14 protein-coding genes are annotated in these 16,902 nt (G+C 73.9%); 10 read left to right on the forward strand and 4 right to left on the reverse strand.

All coding sequences use genetic code 11. From position 1 onward, the window contains the following. Positions 1 to 116 precede the first annotated feature (116 nt). From A3CO_RS0115275 to scpA, 5 genes are all read left to right on the forward strand, one after another. Positions 117 to 542, forward strand: a complete 426-nt coding sequence (locus tag A3CO_RS0115275) for a guanyl-specific ribonuclease (protein WP_018333120.1) — start codon at positions 117 to 119, stop codon at positions 540 to 542. Next, on the forward strand, positions 539 to 865 hold the full coding sequence (locus A3CO_RS0115280; protein WP_018333121.1) for a barstar family protein: 327 nt from the start codon (positions 539 to 541) through the stop codon (positions 863 to 865). Before A3CO_RS0115275 ends, A3CO_RS0115280 begins: the two co-directional genes overlap by 4 nt. Before the next feature lie 153 nt (positions 866 to 1,018). Continuing rightward, positions 1,019 to 2,080 (forward strand): 3-deoxy-7-phosphoheptulonate synthase, encoded by a 1,062-nt coding sequence (locus A3CO_RS0115285; RefSeq protein WP_018333122.1) that lies wholly within the window; start codon positions 1,019 to 1,021, stop codon positions 2,078 to 2,080. A gap of 130 nt (positions 2,081 to 2,210) precedes the next feature. Continuing rightward, entirely contained in the window at positions 2,211 to 4,121 is a 1,911-nt protein-coding gene (locus A3CO_RS0115290) for a methylmalonyl-CoA mutase family protein (protein WP_018333123.1), read from the forward strand. A gap of 3 nt (positions 4,122 to 4,124) precedes the next feature. Beyond that, positions 4,125 to 6,329, forward strand: a complete 2,205-nt coding sequence (gene scpA / locus A3CO_RS0115295) for a methylmalonyl-CoA mutase (RefSeq protein WP_018333124.1) — start codon at positions 4,125 to 4,127, stop codon at positions 6,327 to 6,329. 95 nt (positions 6,330 to 6,424) lie between these two features. Here scpA and A3CO_RS0115300 read toward each other — a convergent pair whose 3' ends face one another. Continuing rightward, entirely contained in the window at positions 6,425 to 9,676 is a 3,252-nt protein-coding gene (locus A3CO_RS0115300) for a DEAD/DEAH box helicase (protein ID WP_018333125.1), read from the reverse strand. Positions 9,677 to 9,790: 114 nt separating this feature from the next. Between A3CO_RS0115300 and meaB the strand changes: the two genes are divergently transcribed. Continuing rightward, complete coding sequence (gene meaB / locus A3CO_RS0115305; protein WP_018333126.1) at positions 9,791 to 10,810, forward strand: methylmalonyl Co-A mutase-associated GTPase MeaB; 1,020 nt, start codon at positions 9,791 to 9,793, stop codon at positions 10,808 to 10,810. Positions 10,811 to 10,817: 7 nt separating this feature from the next. On the opposite strand, the gene A3CO_RS0115310 is transcribed toward meaB, so the two are convergent. Continuing rightward, complete coding sequence (locus tag A3CO_RS0115310) at positions 10,818 to 11,720, reverse strand: LysR family transcriptional regulator (RefSeq protein ID WP_018333127.1); 903 nt, start codon at positions 11,718 to 11,720, stop codon at positions 10,818 to 10,820. A 72-nt stretch (positions 11,721 to 11,792) separates the two neighbouring features. Between A3CO_RS0115310 and A3CO_RS0115315 the strand changes: the two genes are divergently transcribed. Beyond that, positions 11,793 to 12,026 carry a hypothetical protein gene (locus A3CO_RS0115315; protein WP_157647591.1) on the forward strand — a complete coding sequence of 78 codons (234 nt, stop codon included), beginning with the start codon at positions 11,793 to 11,795 and terminating at the stop codon, positions 12,024 to 12,026. A 70-nt stretch (positions 12,027 to 12,096) separates the two neighbouring features. Here the strand turns inward: A3CO_RS0115315 and A3CO_RS0115320 are convergent, their stop codons facing one another. Further along, positions 12,097 to 12,708: a TetR/AcrR family transcriptional regulator gene (locus A3CO_RS0115320; protein WP_018333129.1), complete on the reverse strand. Its 612-nt coding sequence runs from the start codon at positions 12,706 to 12,708 to the stop codon at positions 12,097 to 12,099. 76 nt (positions 12,709 to 12,784) lie between these two features. On the opposite strand from A3CO_RS0115320, the gene A3CO_RS0115325 reads away from it, so the two are divergent. From A3CO_RS0115325 to A3CO_RS0115335, 3 genes are read left to right on the forward strand one after another with little or no spacing between them, the layout of a single operon-like run. After that, the gene (locus A3CO_RS0115325) at positions 12,785 to 14,125 is read left to right on the forward strand and encodes a cytochrome P450 (RefSeq protein WP_018333130.1); all 1,341 of its coding nucleotides are present in this window, start codon (positions 12,785 to 12,787) and stop codon (positions 14,123 to 14,125) included. 52 nt (positions 14,126 to 14,177) lie between these two features. Beyond that, a complete protein-coding gene (locus A3CO_RS0115330) occupies positions 14,178 to 14,909 on the forward strand; it encodes a response regulator transcription factor (RefSeq protein WP_085942367.1) in 732 nt (243 codons plus the stop codon). 5 nt (positions 14,910 to 14,914) lie between these two features. Beyond that, positions 14,915 to 16,429, forward strand: a complete 1,515-nt coding sequence (locus tag A3CO_RS0115335) for an ATP-binding protein (RefSeq protein ID WP_033414517.1) — start codon at positions 14,915 to 14,917, stop codon at positions 16,427 to 16,429. 100 nt (positions 16,430 to 16,529) lie between these two features. On the opposite strand, the gene A3CO_RS32475 is transcribed toward A3CO_RS0115335, so the two are convergent. After that, on the reverse strand, positions 16,530 to 16,865 hold the full coding sequence (locus A3CO_RS32475; RefSeq protein ID WP_018333133.1) for a DUF1918 domain-containing protein: 336 nt from the start codon (positions 16,863 to 16,865) through the stop codon (positions 16,530 to 16,532). Positions 16,866 to 16,902: the final 37 nt, after the last annotated feature.

A 16,902-nucleotide genomic window follows, 5' to 3' on the forward strand; every position in this document is an offset into this window, starting at 1 on the left:
ACCGGAAGGTGTCCCCCGCTTCCCGGTCGGGAAGGGCGGCAAACGCGATGTGATCGCGCGGCGACGATCCGCCGGGATGCTGGATCTCCGACGTCCTACCTGGTCACGATCCGCGGGTGATCACTCGTGCGCTGGTCGCCGCCTCGTTCCTCGCTGCTCTGATCGGCCTGCTCCCCACGGCCGCTTGCGCGGGGCCGGGCGCACCCGCCGCCGGGACCGTGACGTCCGTCGCAACGGCCGTGCCCGGGTCGCAGTCCGGGCTCCCGGTGCGGGCGCTGTCGGCCCTGCCGTCGCAGGTGACCGACACCGTGCGACTCGTCCGGCGCGGCGGCCCGTACCCGTCCGGTCGCGACGGGATCGTCTTCGGCAACCGCGAGCGCCTCCTCCCGGCGCAGCCGAGCGGCTACTACCACGAGTACACCGTCCCGACGCCGGGCTCGTCGGACCGCGGCGCCCGGCGGATCGTCACGGGCTCGCGGGGCGAGTACTACTACTCGGGTGATCACTACGGGAGTTTCGTCGTCGTGGACGTGAGCCGATGACCGACCTGCACGCGGCCACCACCCGTGCCCGGGACCGGGCGCGCACGGTCGGGGTGGTCGCCGAGGCCGCCGACAAGCAGTCCACGCTCGCCGCGATCGGGCGGGCGCTGCACTTCCCGGACTACGTCGCCGCGAACCTCGACGCCCTCGAGGAGAGCGTCCGCGACCTCTCCTGGCTGCCGGTGGGGCCGGTGGAGCTCGTCTGGGCCGACGGTCTCCTGCGCGCCGCCGACCCGCCGACCCACCGCGTGATCGGCGAGATCCTCGACGGGGCGAGCCGCAGCGAGGGCGAGCGTCCGTTCCGCGTGACCCGTGTAGGGTGATCGCCGTGCAGCGCTGGTACCGGTTTACGTGCTCGGCCCGGGAGGGGTCGGCGGGTAGACCGCTGCGCTAGACCCCCGTCCGCGAGCCGATCCCGGCTCGCGTGTCACGACGGCGGGTCGGGCCCGGCTCCTCCTCGTCCCGGAGAGCCCGCCATGACCACCCTGGTCGATCACCGACCGCTCGACGGCGCCCGTACGGCCGCCGTCACCCCGCTGCCCTCGCCGGCGCTGCTGCGCCACGAGCTCCCCGCGTCCGACCGCGTCGCCGCTTCCGTGCACCGCGGCCGCGCCGGCGCCGAGGCGATCCTGCGCGGCGAGGACGACCGGCTGCTCGTCGTCGTCGGCCCGTGCTCGATCCACGACGTCGACGCCGCCCGGGAGTACGGCGCGCGCCTGGCCGCCGAGGCGGAGCGGCACGCCGACCGGCTCCACGTCGTCATGCGGACCTACTTCGAGAAGCCGCGGTCGACGGTCGGGTGGAAGGGTCTGATCAACGACCCGGGTCTCGACGGGTCCTTCGACGTCGCGCGGGGCCTGCGTACGGCCCGGTCGTTGATGCTCGACCTGGCGGCGGCGGGCCTGCCGCTGGGCTGCGAGTTCCTCGACCCGATCACCCCGCAGTACCTCGCCGACCTCGTCTCCTGGGGCTCGATCGGGGCCCGGACGGCGGCGAGCCAGGTGCACCGCCAGCTCGCGAGCGGCCTGTCGATGCCGATCGGGATCAAGAACGGGACCGACGGCGACGTCGGCGTGGCGATCGATGCGGTCGGCGCGGCCGGGGCGCCGCACGCGTTCATGGGCGTCACACCCGAGGGGCTGGCCGGCCTGATCACCACCACCGGCAACCCCGACGCCCACCTCATCCTGCGGGGCGGCTCGGCCGGGACCAACTACGACGAGGCGTCCGTCGCGGCCGCCTGCACCGCGCTGGGGGCGAAGGGCCACGCCGGGCGGGTCGTGGTCGACGCGAGCCACGGCAACTCCGGCAAGGACCACCGGCGCCAGCCCGCCGTCGTCGCCGACCTCGCCCGGCAGCGCGCCGCGGGACGCTCGGTGGTCGGGGTGATGATCGAGAGCTTCCTCGCCGAGGGTCGCCAGGAGATCGGTCCCGACATGGTGCGCGGCCGCAGCGTCACCGACGGCTGCGTCGGCTGGGACACGACGGTGGAGCTGTTGGAGACGCTGGCGTCGGCGTCAGCGGTGGTCCCCCGGTGACCTCCGGTGGCAGCCGTGTGCCACCGCTGACATCGCGGTGTGGGTCTGCACCGATTCCGTGACGTAGGCCCGGGTGGGAAGCGCCATCGTCGGGAAACCGGACCGCGCTGACCGCTCTACGATCCCGGCCATGACAGCACCGGAGGCGCCCGAGGAGCTCGTGCTCGCCGGCGAGTTCCCGACGCCGACGCGCGACGCGTGGCGGGACCTCGTCGCGGGCGTGCTCGCGAAGTCCGGGCGGGAGGTCGACCCGGCCGACGCCGAGGCGGCGCTGCGCACCCCCACCGACGACGGGTTCGGGATCGCCGCGCTCTACACCGCCGACGACGCCCCCGGCGTGCCGACCGGGTCGCCGGGACTCCCGCCCTTCACGCGGGCGTCCCGGCCGGAGGGCCACGTCGCCGACGGCTGGTACCGGCGCCAGCGCCACGCGCTGACCGACCTCGAGGGCGCCCACGACGTCGTCATGGCCGAGCTGGAGAACGGTGTCTCCTCGCTCTGGCTGGTGCTCGGCGAGGCGGGCGGCCCCGCCGTCGACGCGCTGCCGCGGCTCCTCGAGGGCGTGTACCTCGACCTCGCGCCGATCGCGCTGGAGGCCGGCCGGGACACCCCCGAGGCCGCCGACGCGCTGCTGGCGCTCGCGGCCGACCAGGGGGTGACCGGCGACCTCGGTGGCTCGCTCGGGTACGACCCGCTGCTCGCGCGCACCCGCGGTGGCGCGGCGCTGACCGACGCGTACCGCTCGTCCCTCGTCGAGCACGCCCGGGCGGCCGCCGAGAAGCACCCGCACCTGGCGACCGTCGTGGCCGACGGTCTGCCGTACCACGAGGCGGGCGGCTCGGACGGCCAGGAGCTCGGGGCCGCGCTGGCCGCCGGTCTCCACGCCGTCCGACTCCTGAACGACGCCGGGCTGTCGGTGGACGACGCCTTCGCCCGCGTCGAGTTCCGGTTCGCGGCGACCGCCGACCAGTTCGCCACGCTGGCGAAGCTGCGGGCCGCGCGCCGGTGCTGGGACCGGATCGGCTCGGTCGCCGGTGCTTCGGACACGCAGCGCGGCGGAGCTGGACCATCGGGTGCGGCGGCCCGCGCGATGCGCACCCACGCGGTGACCTCGCCGGCGATGCTGACCGGCCGCGACCCCTGGGTGAACATCCTGCGCACCACGGTCGCCGCCGTCGGGGCCGGGCTCGGCGGGGCGGACGCCGTCACCGTGCTGCCGTTCGACTCCGTCCTCGGCCTGCCCGACGACTTCTCCCGCCGCGTCGCCCGCAACACCCAGGCGCTGCTGCTCGAGGAGTCCCACCTCGCACACGTCATCGACCCGGCGGGCGGCTCCTGGTACGTCGAGTCGCTGACCGACGCGCTCGCCCACGCCGCGTGGGACGTCTTCACCGGCATCGAGCGCGACGGGGGCATCGAGGCCGTTCTCGACGACGGGTCGCTCGCAGCGGCCCTCGAGGAGACGTGGACCGCGCGCGCCGACCGGATCGCGCACCGGAAGGACCCGATCACCGGCGTCAGCGAGTTCCCGAACCTGCACGAGACCCTCCCGACCCGCACCGCCCCGCCGTCGGGAACGGGCGATGCCGAGGGCGGGCTGCCGCGGCGCCGCTACGCGCAGGTCTTCGAGGACCTGCGCGACCGGGCCGACGCCGCCGCTGCGTCCGGGTCCCGTCCCACCGCGTTCCTCGCGACCCTCGGAGCGCTCGCGCAGTACACCGCGCGGGTGTCCTTCGCGACGAACCTGCTCCACGCCGGCGGCATCGACGTCACCGCGGGCCCGGGCGGCACCGACGTCGACGCGATCGTCGCCGCGTTCCGGTCGGCCGGGACGTCCGTCGCCGTGATCGCGTCCTCGGACAAGGTCTACGCCGAGCACGCGGTACCGCTCGCGCAGGCGCTGGCCGCGGCCGGGGCGACCCGGATCGTGCTGGCGGGATCGCCGAAGGCGCTGGACGATGACGCCCTGACCGGGCATCTGTACACCGGGTGCGACGCCGCGGCGCTGCTCACCGACCTGCTCGACGAGCTGGGGGCCTGAACCATGAGCATCGGATCGTTCGCCGACGTCGAGCTCGGCACGCCGTCCGGGGACGGCGACTGGACCGCCGCGCTGCACGAGGCGACCGGGAAGGACGCCGACGACCTGCTCTGGGAGACCCCCGAGGGCATCGGCGTCAAGCCGCTCTACACAGCCGCCGACACCGAGGGCCTCGACTTCCTGGCGACCCTGCCCGGGCTGCCGCCGTTCCTGCGCGGGCCCTACCCGACGATGTACCGGACCCAGCCGTGGACGGTGCGCCAGTACGCCGGGTTCTCCACCGCCAAGGAGTCGAACGCCTTCTACCGGCGCAACCTCGCCGCCGGGCAGAAGGGCCTGTCGGTCGCATTCGACCTGCCGACCCACCGGGGCTACGACTCGGACAACCCCCGCGTGTCCGGCGACGTCGGCATGGCCGGTGTGTCGATCGACTCGATCCTCGACATGCGGCAGCTCTTCGACGGCATCCCGCTGGACCGGATGTCGGTGTCGATGACCATGAACGGGGCCGTGCTCCCCGTGATGGCGCTCTACGTGGCCGCGGCCGAGGAGCAGGGCGTCGCGCCCGAGCAGCTCGCCGGGACCATCCAGAACGACATCCTCAAGGAGTTCATGGTCCGCAACACCTACATCTACCCGCCCAAGCCCTCGATGCAGATCATCTCGGACATCTTCGCGTTCACCTCGCAGAAGATGCCGAAGTTCAACTCGATCTCCATCTCCGGCTACCACATCCAGGAGGCCGGGGCCTCGGCCGACCTGGAGCTCGCGTACACCCTCGCCGACGGCGTGGAGTACCTGCGGGCCGGGCGGGACGCGGGCCTCGACGTCGACAGGTTCGCGCCGCGGCTGTCGTTCTTCTGGGGCATCGGCATGAACTACTTCATGGAGATCGCCAAGATGCGGGCCGCGCGCCTGCTCTGGGCGAAGCTCGTGAAGGGCTTCGGCGCGAAGAACGACAAGTCGCTCTCGCTGCGCACCCACTCGCAGACCTCCGGCTGGTCGCTGACCGCACAGGACGTCTACAACAACGTCGTCCGCACCTGCATCGAGGCGATGGCCGCGACCCAGGGGCACACCCAGTCGCTGCACACCAACGCCCTCGACGAGGCGCTCGCGCTGCCCACCGACTTCTCCGCCCGTATCGCGCGCAACACCCAGCTCCTGCTGCAGCAGGAGTCGGGGACCACCCGGACCGTGGACCCGTGGGGTGGCTCGGCGTACGTCGAGCGCCTGACCCGGGAGCTCGCGGGCCGGGCGTGGGCGCACATCGAGGAGGTCGAGAACACCGGCGGCATGGCCAGGGCCATCGACGAGGGCCTGCCGAAGATGCGCATCGAGGAGGCCGCGGCCCGCACCCAGGCGCGGATCGACTCCGGACGTCAGGCGCTGATCGGGGTCAACAAGTACCCGCTGCTCGGCGGCGAGGACGTCGAGGTCCTCAAGGTCGACAACGCCGACGTGCTCCGTCAGCAGGTCGCGCGCCTCGCTGACCTGCGGGACGGCCGCGACGCCCCAGCGGTGGAGTCGGCGCTGACCGCGCTGACGAATGCGGCACAGTCGGCGCAGGACGGTTCGCGCGGTTCCGAGCTCGACGGCAACCTGCTCAAGCTCGCGATCGACGCCGCCCGGGTGCACGCCTCGGTCGGCGAGATCTCCGACGCGTTGGAGAAGGTCTACGGCCGTCACCGCTCGGACGTCCGGACGATCTCCGGGGTCTACCGTGACGAGGTGGGCGAGTCGGCGGGGGTTGATGCAGCACGGTCGGCGGCCGCGGCGTTCGAGGAGGCCGAGGGTCGGCGTCCCCGCATCCTCGTCGCGAAGATGGGCCAGGACGGCCACGACCGCGGCCAGAAGGTCATCGCGACCGCCTTCGCCGACCTCGGTTTCGACGTCGACGTGGGCCCGCTGTTCCAGACCCCCGAGGAGGTCGCACGCCAGGCCGTCGAGGCCGACGTGCACGTCGTCGGGGTGTCGTCGCTGGCCGCCGGGCACCTCACGCTCGTCCCGGCGCTGCGCGACGCGCTGGCCGAGCTGGGCGCCTCCGAGATCCTCATCGTCGCCGGCGGCGTCATCCCGCCGGGCGACTACGAGGAGCTCTACGCCGGCGGTGCCGCGGCGATCTTCGGGCCGGGCACCGTGATCGCGGACGCGGCGCAGGAACTGCTGGGTCAGCTGTCGCAGAAGCTGGGCCACGCGACGTCCTGACCGGGTCCCGAACTTGCACGCCCTCGCGGAACGGGGGCGCGGATCGGCGGACCCGGCCGGGAGCCGCGCGACGACGGCGACGTCCGACGAGCGCCTCACGAGATCAGCGCTCGGATGTCGTCGGCGTCGAGTGTCGCGGCGAACGCGGCGCCGTCGTCGATCACCCCGGCCGTGAGCTCGGCCTTGCGCTGCGCGAGGGCCCGGACCTTCTCCTCGACCGTGTCCTGGGAGATCAGCAGGTAGACCATCACCGTGCGGTCCTGCCCGATCCGGTGCGTCCGGTCGACGGCCTGGGCCTCGGTGGCGGGGTTCCACCACGGGTCGAGCAGGAAGCAGTAGTCGGCCTCGGTGAGGTTCAGCCCGAACCCGCCGGCCTTGAGGCTGATGAGGAAGACCGGGGCGTCGCCGTCCTTGAACTCCGCGATCGCCGCCGCCCGGTCGCGGGTCGAGCCGTCGAGGTAGGCGTAGGTGATCCCGGCCGCGTCGAGGGCCTCCCGCACGTGCGCGAGGAAGCCGGTGAACTGGCTGAAGACCAGGGCCCGGTGACCGCTGCCGACGACGTCGCCGAGCTGCTCGACGAGCAGGTCGATCTTGGCCGAGCCACCACCGCCGTCCTCCCCGATCAGGGCCGGGTGCAGGCTCAGTTGCCGCAGCTTCGTGATCGAGGCGAGGATGGCGATCCGGTTGTCGTCGACGTCGTCGAGCAGCTGCAGGACGCGCGCCCGCTCGCGCTGCAGGACCCGCTGGTAGAGCCGTCGGTGGGCCGGGGCGAGCTCGACGGGCAGTACCTGTTCCTGCTTGGGCGGCAGGTCGGGGGCGACCTGCTCCTTGGTGCGGCGCAGCATCACCGGCCGGATACGTCGGCGTAGCCGGGCGAGCAGCTCGGCGTCGCCCTTCTCGATCGGGCGCGCGTAGCCCTCGCGGAACTGCTCGGAGTTCGGGAACAGGCCGGGCGCGGTGATCGAGAGCAGCGACCACAGCTCCATGAGGTCGTTCTCCATGGGCGTCCCGGTGATCGCGAGCTTCGTCGGTGCGGCGACCCGTCGGGCACACAGGTAGACCTTCGACCGGCGGTTCTTGAGGAACTGCGCCTCGTCGAACAGCACCATCGACCAGCCGACGCGCTCGTGGGCCTCCACGTCGAGCCGGAAGAGCGTGTAGGAGGTGACGACGACGTCGGCGCCCGCCACGACCGCCTGCAGGTCCTGGCCCCGCCGCCGCAGGGTGTCGGTCAGCGCCACCACCCGCAGCGCCGGCGTGAACCGGGCGGCCTCGGCGGTCCAGTTCGGCACCACGCTCGTCGGCGCGACGATGAGTACCGGACCCGCGTCGGGCTCGGCCTCGCGGGCGTGGGCGATTAGGGCCAGCGCCTGCACGGTCTTGCCGAGGCCCATGTCGTCGGCGAGTACACCGCCGAGGCGGTGCCGCGCCAGGAAGGCCAGCCACTCGAACCCGGCGCGCTGGTAGGGCCGCAGCTCGGCGCGCAGCGTCGCCGGCACCGGTGCCGGGTCGAGGGATCCGGCGGCGAGCAGGCCGCCCACCTGCTCGCGCCACGCGTCGGCCTCCCGCGCGACGACCCCGAGCGCGGCCAGTTCCTCCCACCAACCCGCCTGGTAGCGGCTGAGCCGGATCGGGCCGCCGGGCCGTTCCTGCATCGCCCGCGCCTCCTCGATGAGGCGGCGCAGGGCGACCAGCTCGGGCTTCTCCAGCGAGAAGTACGCGCCGTCGGGCAGGAGGAGGTGGGTGCGGCCCTTCGCGAGGGCCGAGAACACGTCGCTGAAGGGGACCTCCCTACCCTCGGCGGAGATGGTCACACCGAGGTCGAACCAGTCGTTCCCGGCCTCCTCCGACGCGGTGGTCGACACGTCGATCGAGAGTTCGTCGCCGACCTCGCGGTAGCGCGCCGGCTCCCCGGTCCGCTCGACCCGCAGCCCCGGCGTGTCCTCGAGGACCGGCAGCACCTCGGTGACGAAGGCGGCCGTCAGGAGCTTGATGAGGCGGTGCGGCCCGGGCCCGTCGATGGGGCGGACCCGGAACCGGCGCCAGTCGACCGGGAGGTCGGCCAGGCGGTCCAGCGTCGCCCGCTCGGCCGGGACGTCGCGGAAGTCCTCGTCGGGGGCGGGCCGGTCGATCGCGGCGCGGACGTCCGACCCGCCGACGTCGTACGACCACTCCCAGGCCAGGGTCAGCGCGTGCTCGGCGGCGAACGCGGCCCGGAGCACCAGCACCGGCGGACCGATCCGCGGCGGGGCGAACGCCCCGTCCGACGACGTCACGCCCCGCACCTCCGCGAGGCGGGACGCGAAGCGGGACCGGAACCGGTCCACCGCGTCGGCCGGGACCGCGATGTCGGTCCCGTCGAGCGCGGCCTGCCAGACGGCCCGGCCCACGGGCGGCTCGAGGCGGGCCAGGCTCAGCCGGCAGGAGACGGGCGCCAGGTTCTCCGCCGCCGAGACGGTGACCACGCCGTGCGCGAGGTCGCCGCCGAGGAAGGCGACGGGCCGCGCGTCGGGGTCGGGCTCCCCGTCGACCCGCAGCACGGGGCGGATGACGAGCGCCCCGTCGTCGGGGCGGGCCGTGACGTCGAGCTGCAGCGCCGCAACCCCGCGGCGTGTGACCGGGCCCAGCTTGTGTCGGGACGGCAGGATCGCGAGATCGGCCTCCGCCGCCGCGTCGAGCAGGGGCCACAGGCGCGGGCTGGCGATCTCCGCGAGGTCGATGACCTTCTCGTCCGCCCCGTAGCCGTAGTAGCGGTACGGCGAGAACCCGGAGCCGGCCTGCGCCGCGTGGTGGAGGAGGTAGAGCTCGCGGACGACCGCGAGCTGCTCCGGCCGGTGCTCCACCTCGGCCGCACCCTGCAGCATCCGGTTCCACTGCAGCCCGCCGTGGACCCAGCCCCGCGCGCCGGGGCGCATCAGCCGCGCCATGAGCCCGCCGGCACCGTCCGGCGTCACCTCGATCGCGAGCGTGCCCGTGGCCGTGCGCGTCGCCGGCGCGGGCCCGAGCAGGGCGTCGAGTGCCCGCTCCCAGTCGGGCGGGCTCGGCGCGGCCGGCTCCGGCACCGCGCCGAACGCCATCGCGGCGACGTGCTTGCACATCGATCCGACCGGGCACGAGCACTCGCCGTCGACGAGCTGCAGGCCGCCGTGGCCGTCGCCGTCGAAGCGGACGATCGTCGAGTAGACCTGCCCCTCGCCGCCCCGCACCACGCCGCGCAGCTGCAGCGTGCCCCGATGCCACTCCGCGTACAGGACCGCACCGTCCCGCGCGTACCGGCGCCCCCGCTCCGACACCACCGGGCCGAGCACCTCGGCCAGCTCCCCGGCGTCGAGCCCCTCGACCGTCACACGTTCCACCATGTGAGGCCCCCTCTCGATCTCTGGGGCCCGACGGTAGAGCGGGGGTCCGACAGTCTCGCGGGAGCGGCCGACCGGCGTCGCCCGACGGTCCCCGCCCGTAGGATGACCGACCATGTCGACAACGGACCCCGGGCCGGCGACGTGACCGACATCGATCTCGAGAAGTACGTCGAGGGCGTCCGGTCGGGCTCCCGGCTGTGGATCGGGCGGGCGATCACGCTCGTCGAGTCCACGCGCGCGGACCACCGCGACGCCGCGCAGGAACTGCTGGTCGAGCTCCTGCCGCAGGCGGGAGGGGCGAGGCGGATCGGCATCTCGGGCGTACCCGGCGTCGGGAAGTCGACGTTCATCGGGGCGCTCGGGTCGCAGCTGACCGCGGCCGGCAGCAAGGTCGCCGTCCTCGCGGTCGACCCCAGCTCGACCCGCTCGGGTGGCTCGATCCTCGGCGACAAGACGCGCATGGACGCCCTCGCCACCGACGACCGGGCCTTCATCCGGCCGTCCCCGACGGCGGGCACGCTCGGGGGCGTCGCGAAGGCCACCCGCGAGACGATGGTGGTGATGGAGGCGGCGGGCTACGACGTCGTCATCGTCGAGACCGTCGGCGTCGGGCAGTCCGAGACCGCGGTCGCCGAGATGGTCGACTCGTTCCTCTTCCTCACCCTCGCCCGCACCGGGGACTCCCTGCAGGGCATCAAGCGCGGCATCCTCGAGATCGCCGACGTGATCGCCGTCAACAAGGCCGACGGCCCGCACGCCCGCGACGCGAGGCGCGCCGCGCGGGAGCTGGAGTCGGCGCTGAAGATGCTGCGCGGCGAGCGCGATCCGTGGACCGTCCCCGTCCTCACCTGCAGCGCGCAGGAGCGGACGGGTCTCGACGACGTCTGGTCGGCGCTGGTCGGGCACCAGGAGTTCCTCGACGAGCGCGGGGAGTTCGACGCCAAGCGCGCCCGCCAGCAGGTCGACTGGACCTGGCAGATGGTCCGCGAGCGTCTGCTCGCCCGGCTCAAGGACCACCCGCAGGTCAAGGAGATGCGCTCCGAGCTCGAGCGGGAGGTCCTCGACGGCGAGCTCACCCCGGCCCTCGCGGCCGACCGGATCCTGGAGGCGTTCGGCTCCTGAGCCGTCGTCAGGCTGCCCGGCGCGACCGGAGCACGTCGAGCATGGCGGCGGTGGCCGGCGCCGGGTTCGGCAGCGTCAGCGCCTCGATCCGTCGCACCACCCGCGGCCGCAGGCGACGCAGCACGACCCGGCGCCCCATCTGGTGCACGGCGAGGTCCGGCACCAGCGCCACCCCCACGCCCGACTCGATGAGCCCGCTGACCATGGGGAAGTCGTCGGAGTCGAACGCGATGTTCGGCGTGTAGCCCGCGGTCGCGCACATGTCGACGAGCTGCTCCCGGCACAGGCTGCCCGCGTCCCGGATCCACGCGGCGTCGCGCAGCGTGGACACGTCGAGCTCGTCGGTGGCGGTGAGGGTGTCGCCGAGGGCGGGGTGGCCGGCCGGGAGGGCGACGTTGACGGCGTCGTCGAACAGGAAGGTCGCCGTGAGCCCGTCGGTGTCCGGCGCCGGTCCGGGCACGTAGCCGAAGGTGATGGCGAGGTCGAGATCGCCGTCGCGCAACCGGTCCGGGCACTCGTCGGGTTCGGCCAGCTCGAGCGAGAGCCGCACCGCCGGATGGCGGCGCCGGAACTCCCCGATGGCGCCCGGCAGCAGCCGTGCGCCGGCACTCGCGAACGACGCCAGACGCAGCCGGCCGGACCGCAGCGCGGTGAGGTCGCCCACCTCCTCCGCGGCCCGGGCGAGGCGGCCGGCGACGACCTCGGCGTGCTCCACCAGCAACGCGCCCGCCTCCGTGGGGACGACGCCCCGGGCGTGGCGGACCAGCAGGGGCGTCCCGGTCTCCCGTTCGAGCGCGCCGACCTGCTGCGAGACGGCCGAGGGCGTGTAGCCGAGATCGGCGGCCGCGGCGGTCATCGAGCCGGCCCGCACCACCGCCCGCAGTGTCAGCAGCCGCCGAGGGTCGAGCATGAAGGACAGCTTAAGCCCCGGCGCGGAAGTAATCGCTTCTCAGAACGACGACGGGCTCGGAGCATGGACGGTGTGAAGCGGTGGAGCGCCCTCGCCCGGTTCTGGGCGGAGCAGAAGGAGATGTCCGAGCGGCTGAGCCTGCTGGAGCGCCCGTGGGAGGAGCGGTACCTCCACTGGGCCTACGAGGACGGCGAGATCGTCCTGCACGGCGAGCTCATGCCGTCGACGACGCGACGGATGTCGACCACGCGCGGCGGGTGGTGCCGACGGGCGGCGGGCCGGCCGCTGCCGCGACCGCACCGCTGACGGCGAGGCATTCCTGCCACTGGGTGACAGCGACGACGCTCTCCTGTCACGAGGCGGAGAGCGCGGCCGCTCAGGCCGTGGTGCTGCTCAGTCCGGCCAGCAGCGCCACGAACGGCAGCCGGCACTCGGCGCGGACGCGCTCCCGGTCCTGCGGCGGCGTCCGGATGAGGAGCTGGCCGGCCGCGCCGAGCATGCCGAAGGCGATGCTCGGTAGCGCCTCCCCGGCGTGCCGGGGGATCCGGCCGGCGTCGGCCAGGGCGACGAGCATGTCGGTGAGCAGCGCGTAGGAGTACTTCTCCTCGCAGCGCCGCCAGGCGTCCCAGCCCAGGGCCAGCGGTGCCTCGCGGAAGACGAGCGCGCCGTACTCCGGCTCCGAGCAGGCGAGCAGGAACTGGTCGAGCGCGGCGAGGACCCCGAGCGCCGGGTCGGACGCCGCGGCGAACGCGGCCCGCGCGCGGTCGTTCTCCTGCTCCTCGACCTCGTCGAAGAGCACCTCGAACAGCCCCGTCTTGCTCGAGAAGTGGTGGTAGATCGCACCCTTGGTCACCCGGGCGTCGGCCGCGACGTCGTCGAGCGAGGTCCGCGCGAACCCGCGCTCGGTGAACAGGCGGGCCGCCGCGTCGAGCAGGGCACGCCGCGTCGCCTCGGTGTACTCGCCGCGACGACTCTTGACCTCGGCCACGACGCCGGAGCATAGTCCCGGTCAGTCACATACCCCGAGTATGTTCCCGACGACGGGTCGGTGAGAGGTGGTCGGTATGGTCGCGTTCCTGGTCGACGGTGCCCGCTCCGGGGTGCCGTCCACACCGGCACTGGCGGTGCGGTGGGGTCTCACCCACGGGCTGCTGCGGCGCGCGCTCGCCGCGCGGGAGCGGTCGGGCAACCGCGACGCGCGGCTGCTCCGCGATCCCGCGCTGCAGGCCGAGCCGTGGGAGCACTACCGCGAGCTGCGCCGCCACCGGCCGTTCGCGCAGGGGCCGATGGGGCGCCTGACCGCGCACCACGACATCACCACGCGGATCCTGCGCAGCGACGACTTCGGGGTCGCCGACCGCGACCAGGTCTTCCCCGCCCCGGTGCGCCTCGGGATGCGGCTCATCGGTCCGCGCCGCTACGCGAGCATCGACGACGCCCCCTCGATGCTCGCCGTCGACCCGCCCGACCACGCCCGCTACCGGCGACTGGTCACCCGCGCCTTCACCGCGAAGGCCGTCGCCGCCCTGCGCACACGCACGGAGGAGATCACCGCGGAGCTGCTCGACGGGCTGGAGCCCGACCTGCGCCGCGGCCCGGTCGACCTCGTCGAGCGCTTCGCCGCGCAGGTGCCGCTGACCGTCATCGCCGAGATGCTCGGCGTGCCGCCGGAGCGGCGGGAGGACCTGCTCGCCTGGGGCGACGGCGGCGCCGCGACGCTCGACCTCGGGCTGCCGTGGTCGCGGTACGCGACCGCGGAGCGTTCGCTCGCGGCCTTCGACGGGTGGTTGCGCGAGCACCTCCGCACGCTGCGCTCGCACCCGGGCGAGGATCTGCTCTCCCGGCTCGTGCAGGTGGCCGACGACGACGGCTCCGGTCTGTCCGAGCAGGAGCTGGTGGCCACCTCGATGCTCATCCTCGCCGCCGGTTTCGAGACGACGGTCAACCTGATCGGCAACGGCACGCAGCGGCTCTTCGAACACCCGGACCAGCGGGCGCTGCTCGCCGAGCAGCCCGACCTCTGGTCGAACGCCGTGGACGAGGTCCTGCGCCACGACTCGCCGGTGCAGCGCACGGCCCGGTTGGCCCGGCGGGACACCGAGGTCGAGGGCGTCGCGATCCGGCAGGGCGAGATCGTGGTGACGGTGCTCGGCGCGGCGAACCGGGACCCGGCGGTGTTCACCGACCCGGAGCGCTTCGACGTGACCCGCTCCAACGCCCGCGACCACGTCGCGTTCTCCAGCGGCATCCACTACTGCCTCGGCGCCGCGCTCGCGCGGATGGAGGGCGAGGTGGCGCTGCGGGGCCTCTTCAGCCGGTTCCCGGACCTGGCGCCGGCGGGGACACCCGTCCGTCGGCCGACGATCATCCTGCGTGGCTGGACGAGCCTCCCCGTCCACAGCTGACGCACAGGATTCGCCCAGCGGGGCCGGAGCGCCCGGTGCCACAGTGAGCACCATGAACGCAGCAGTGCGCGCCGAGCTCCGGCGGCCGGATGGCACCCCGGTCCGTGCCCTCGTCGTCGACGACGAGCCCACGCTCGCCGACCTGCTCTCGATGGCGCTGCGCTACGAGGGCTGGGAGGTCCGCAGCGCGGGCGACGGCCTCGCGGCGGTGACGTCGGGCCGGGAGTTCCGCCCCGACGTCGTCGTCCTCGACGTCATGCTGCCCGACATCGACGGCTTCGAGGTGCTGCGCCGGCTGCGCGCCGACAACCCCGACGTGCCGGTCCTGTTCCTCACCGCGCGCGACGCGGTCGAGGACCGGGTCGCGGGCATCACGGCCGGCGGGGACGACTACGTGACCAAGCCGTTCAGCCTCGAGGAGGTCGTCGCGCGCCTGCGGGGGCTCCTGCGCCGCGCCGCCGTGGCGACCGCGGTCCGGGGCGACGCGGGCCTCGTCGTCGGGGACCTGACCCTCGACGAGGACTCGCACGAGGTGTTCCGGGGCGGCGACCAGATCGACCTCACCGCCACCGAGTTCGAGCTGCTGCGCTTCCTCATGCGCAACCCGCGGCGCGTGCTGTCGAAGGCCCAGATCCTCGACCGGGTGTGGAACTACGACTTCGGCGGCCAGTCGAACATCGTGGAGCTCTACATCTCCTACCTGCGCAAGAAGATCGACGCCGGCCGCACGCCGATGATCCACACGGTGCGCGGCGCCGGGTACGTCCTCAAGCCCGCCGGGTGACGGCGGTGCGCTTCCTGCGGTCCCTCCAGGCACGGATCGTCCTGACGACGATGGTGCTGCTCCTCGTGGTGTGCGCCGTCGTCGGTGTCGGCGCCGCGCTGTCGCTGCGGCACTACCTGACCCAACAGCTCGACCAGGAGGTCACCCGCACACTCGGCTTCCTCGCGAATCCGCCCGAGAACTCCGACGGCCGTCGCCCGCCGCCCCCGGACGCCGGCGGCGGCTTCGGCGGGGGCGACTCGGCCACGAGCCGCATCGAGGTCCGCAGCGTGGACGGCCGGGTCGTCTCGGGCATCGCGCTCGGCGGCTTCCGGTCCTCCGACCAGCCGATCGCGCTGGCGGACGTCGCGCCGGTCCTCGCGGTGACGCCCACCGGCGACGACCCGGAGGATCCCTCCGACCACGGGCGGGTGGAGACGATCGACCTGCCCGGCCTCGCCTCGTCGTACCGGCTGTCGGCCCGCGAGGCCGCCGACGGTTCGGTGGTCTACTTCGGCATCTCCACGGGCCGGATGGACGCCACCGTGGGCAGCCTCGCGGTGTACGAGACGATCATCTTCGGGGGCGGCGTGCTCGTCGCCGGCGTGATCGCCGCCTTCGCCACGCGCGCCACCCTGCGCCCCCTGCACCGGGTCTCGGCCACGGCCCGCCGTGTCTCCGAGCTGCCGCTGGGACGCGGTGAGGTGGAGCTCGACGACCGCGTCCCCGAGGCCGACGCCGACCCCCGCACCGAGGTGGGGCAGGTCGGCGCGGCCTTCAACCGGATGCTCGACCACGTCGCCCGCTCGCTCGCGGTCCGACAGGAGTCCGAGACCCGGGTGCGGCGCTTCGTCGCCGACGCGTCGCACGAGCTGCGCACCCCGCTCGCCGCCATCCGCGGCTACTCCGAGCTCGCCCGCCGCCGGACCCACGAACTGCCCGACGAGGTCGGCGCGATGCTGGAGCGCGTCGGGTCGCAGACCGAGCGCATGACACTGCTCGTCGAGGACCTGCTGCTGCTCGCACGGCTCGACGCCGGACGCCCGCTCGCGCGGGAACCGGTCGACCTCGCCCGCGTCGTCCTCGACGCCGTCAGCGACGCCCACGCCGCCGCCCCCGAGCACCTCTGGGCGCTGGAGCTCCCCGACGACGAGGGTGCGGACGACGTCATGGTCATCGGGGACCCCGAGCGGCTGCACCAGGTGGTGGCGAACCTCCTCGCGAACGCCCGCACGCACACCCCGGCGGGCACGAACGTCGTCGTCGAACTCGGTCGCACCGGCGCCGAGGTCCGGCTCGTGGTGCGCGACGACGGGCCCGGGATCGCGCCCGACCTGCTGCCGCGCGTCCTCGAGCGGTTCGCGCGCGGCGATGCCGGCCGGGCCCGGACGACCGGCTCCACCGGGCTCGGGCTCTCCATCGTGTCGGCGGTGGTCACCGAGCACGGCGGCACGGTGGAGGTGACCAGCGTGCCGGGGGACACCCGCACGACGGTCGTCCTCCCGGCCGCCCCGGTCCGCGCCGAACTGGCGTTGCGTTAGTCGCGCCGGCAGCGGGTCGCCTCGTCGTCGGGAACGAGCGAAGGGCCCCTCCGGTCGATCTACCCGACCGGAGGGGCCGTTCGCTCGAAGCGGAGATCGGTCAGCGCTGGAAGCGCTCCGCGATCTTCGACGCCGCGTCGGCGACCGTGCGGGCTGCGCGCCCGGTGACGTCCTCGGCGGTCGCCCGGGCCTCGCCGGCGATCTCGGTCGCCTTCTCCGAGGCCTTGTCGGCCGCCTGGTCCAGACGCTCGCGGACCGACGGCGGCTCGATGGTCGCGTCGGCACCCGGCGTCAGGATGGTCTCGTCGCCGTTGTCGTAGCGCACGCGGTAGGGCGGGCCGTCGGTCCCGAGCACGCCGACGATCGTGCCGGTGCGGTCGGGAGCGTCGACCGAGTTCGCGTGCAGGGTGATGCGGTCACCGACGTTCGCGCTCATGACGAGTCCTTCCCCGAAGTGGTTCGCCCCACGGATA

It is taken from the genome of Actinomycetospora chiangmaiensis DSM 45062 (assembly GCF_000379625.1).
GTDB lineage: Bacteria > Actinomycetota > Actinomycetes > Mycobacteriales > Pseudonocardiaceae > Actinomycetospora > Actinomycetospora chiangmaiensis.

Bases quoted from the DNA above. Each gene is read 5' to 3' on its own strand.
- A3CO_RS0115325 (WP_018333130.1), top strand. From the start codon at position 12,785: ATGGTCGCGTTCCTGGTCGACGGTGCCCGCTCCGGGGTGCCGTCCACA.
- A3CO_RS0115330 (WP_085942367.1), top strand. From the start codon at position 14,178: ATGAACGCAGCAGTGCGCGCCGAGCTCCGGCGGCCGGATGGCACCCCG.
- A3CO_RS0115280 (WP_018333121.1), top strand. From the start codon at position 539: ATGACCGACCTGCACGCGGCCACCACCCGTGCCCGGGACCGGGCGCGC.
- A3CO_RS0115285 (WP_018333122.1), top strand. From the start codon at position 1,019: ATGACCACCCTGGTCGATCACCGACCGCTCGACGGCGCCCGTACGGCC.
- scpA (WP_018333124.1), top strand. From the start codon at position 4,125: ATGAGCATCGGATCGTTCGCCGACGTCGAGCTCGGCACGCCGTCCGGG.
- A3CO_RS0115290 (WP_018333123.1), top strand. From the start codon at position 2,211: ATGACAGCACCGGAGGCGCCCGAGGAGCTCGTGCTCGCCGGCGAGTTC.
- A3CO_RS0115310 (WP_018333127.1), bottom strand. From the start codon at position 11,720: ATGCTCGACCCTCGGCGGCTGCTGACACTGCGGGCGGTGGTGCGGGCC.
- meaB (WP_018333126.1), top strand. From the start codon at position 9,791: ATGACCGACCATGTCGACAACGGACCCCGGGCCGGCGACGTGACCGAC.
- A3CO_RS32475 (WP_018333133.1), bottom strand. From the start codon at position 16,865: ATGAGCGCGAACGTCGGTGACCGCATCACCCTGCACGCGAACTCGGTC.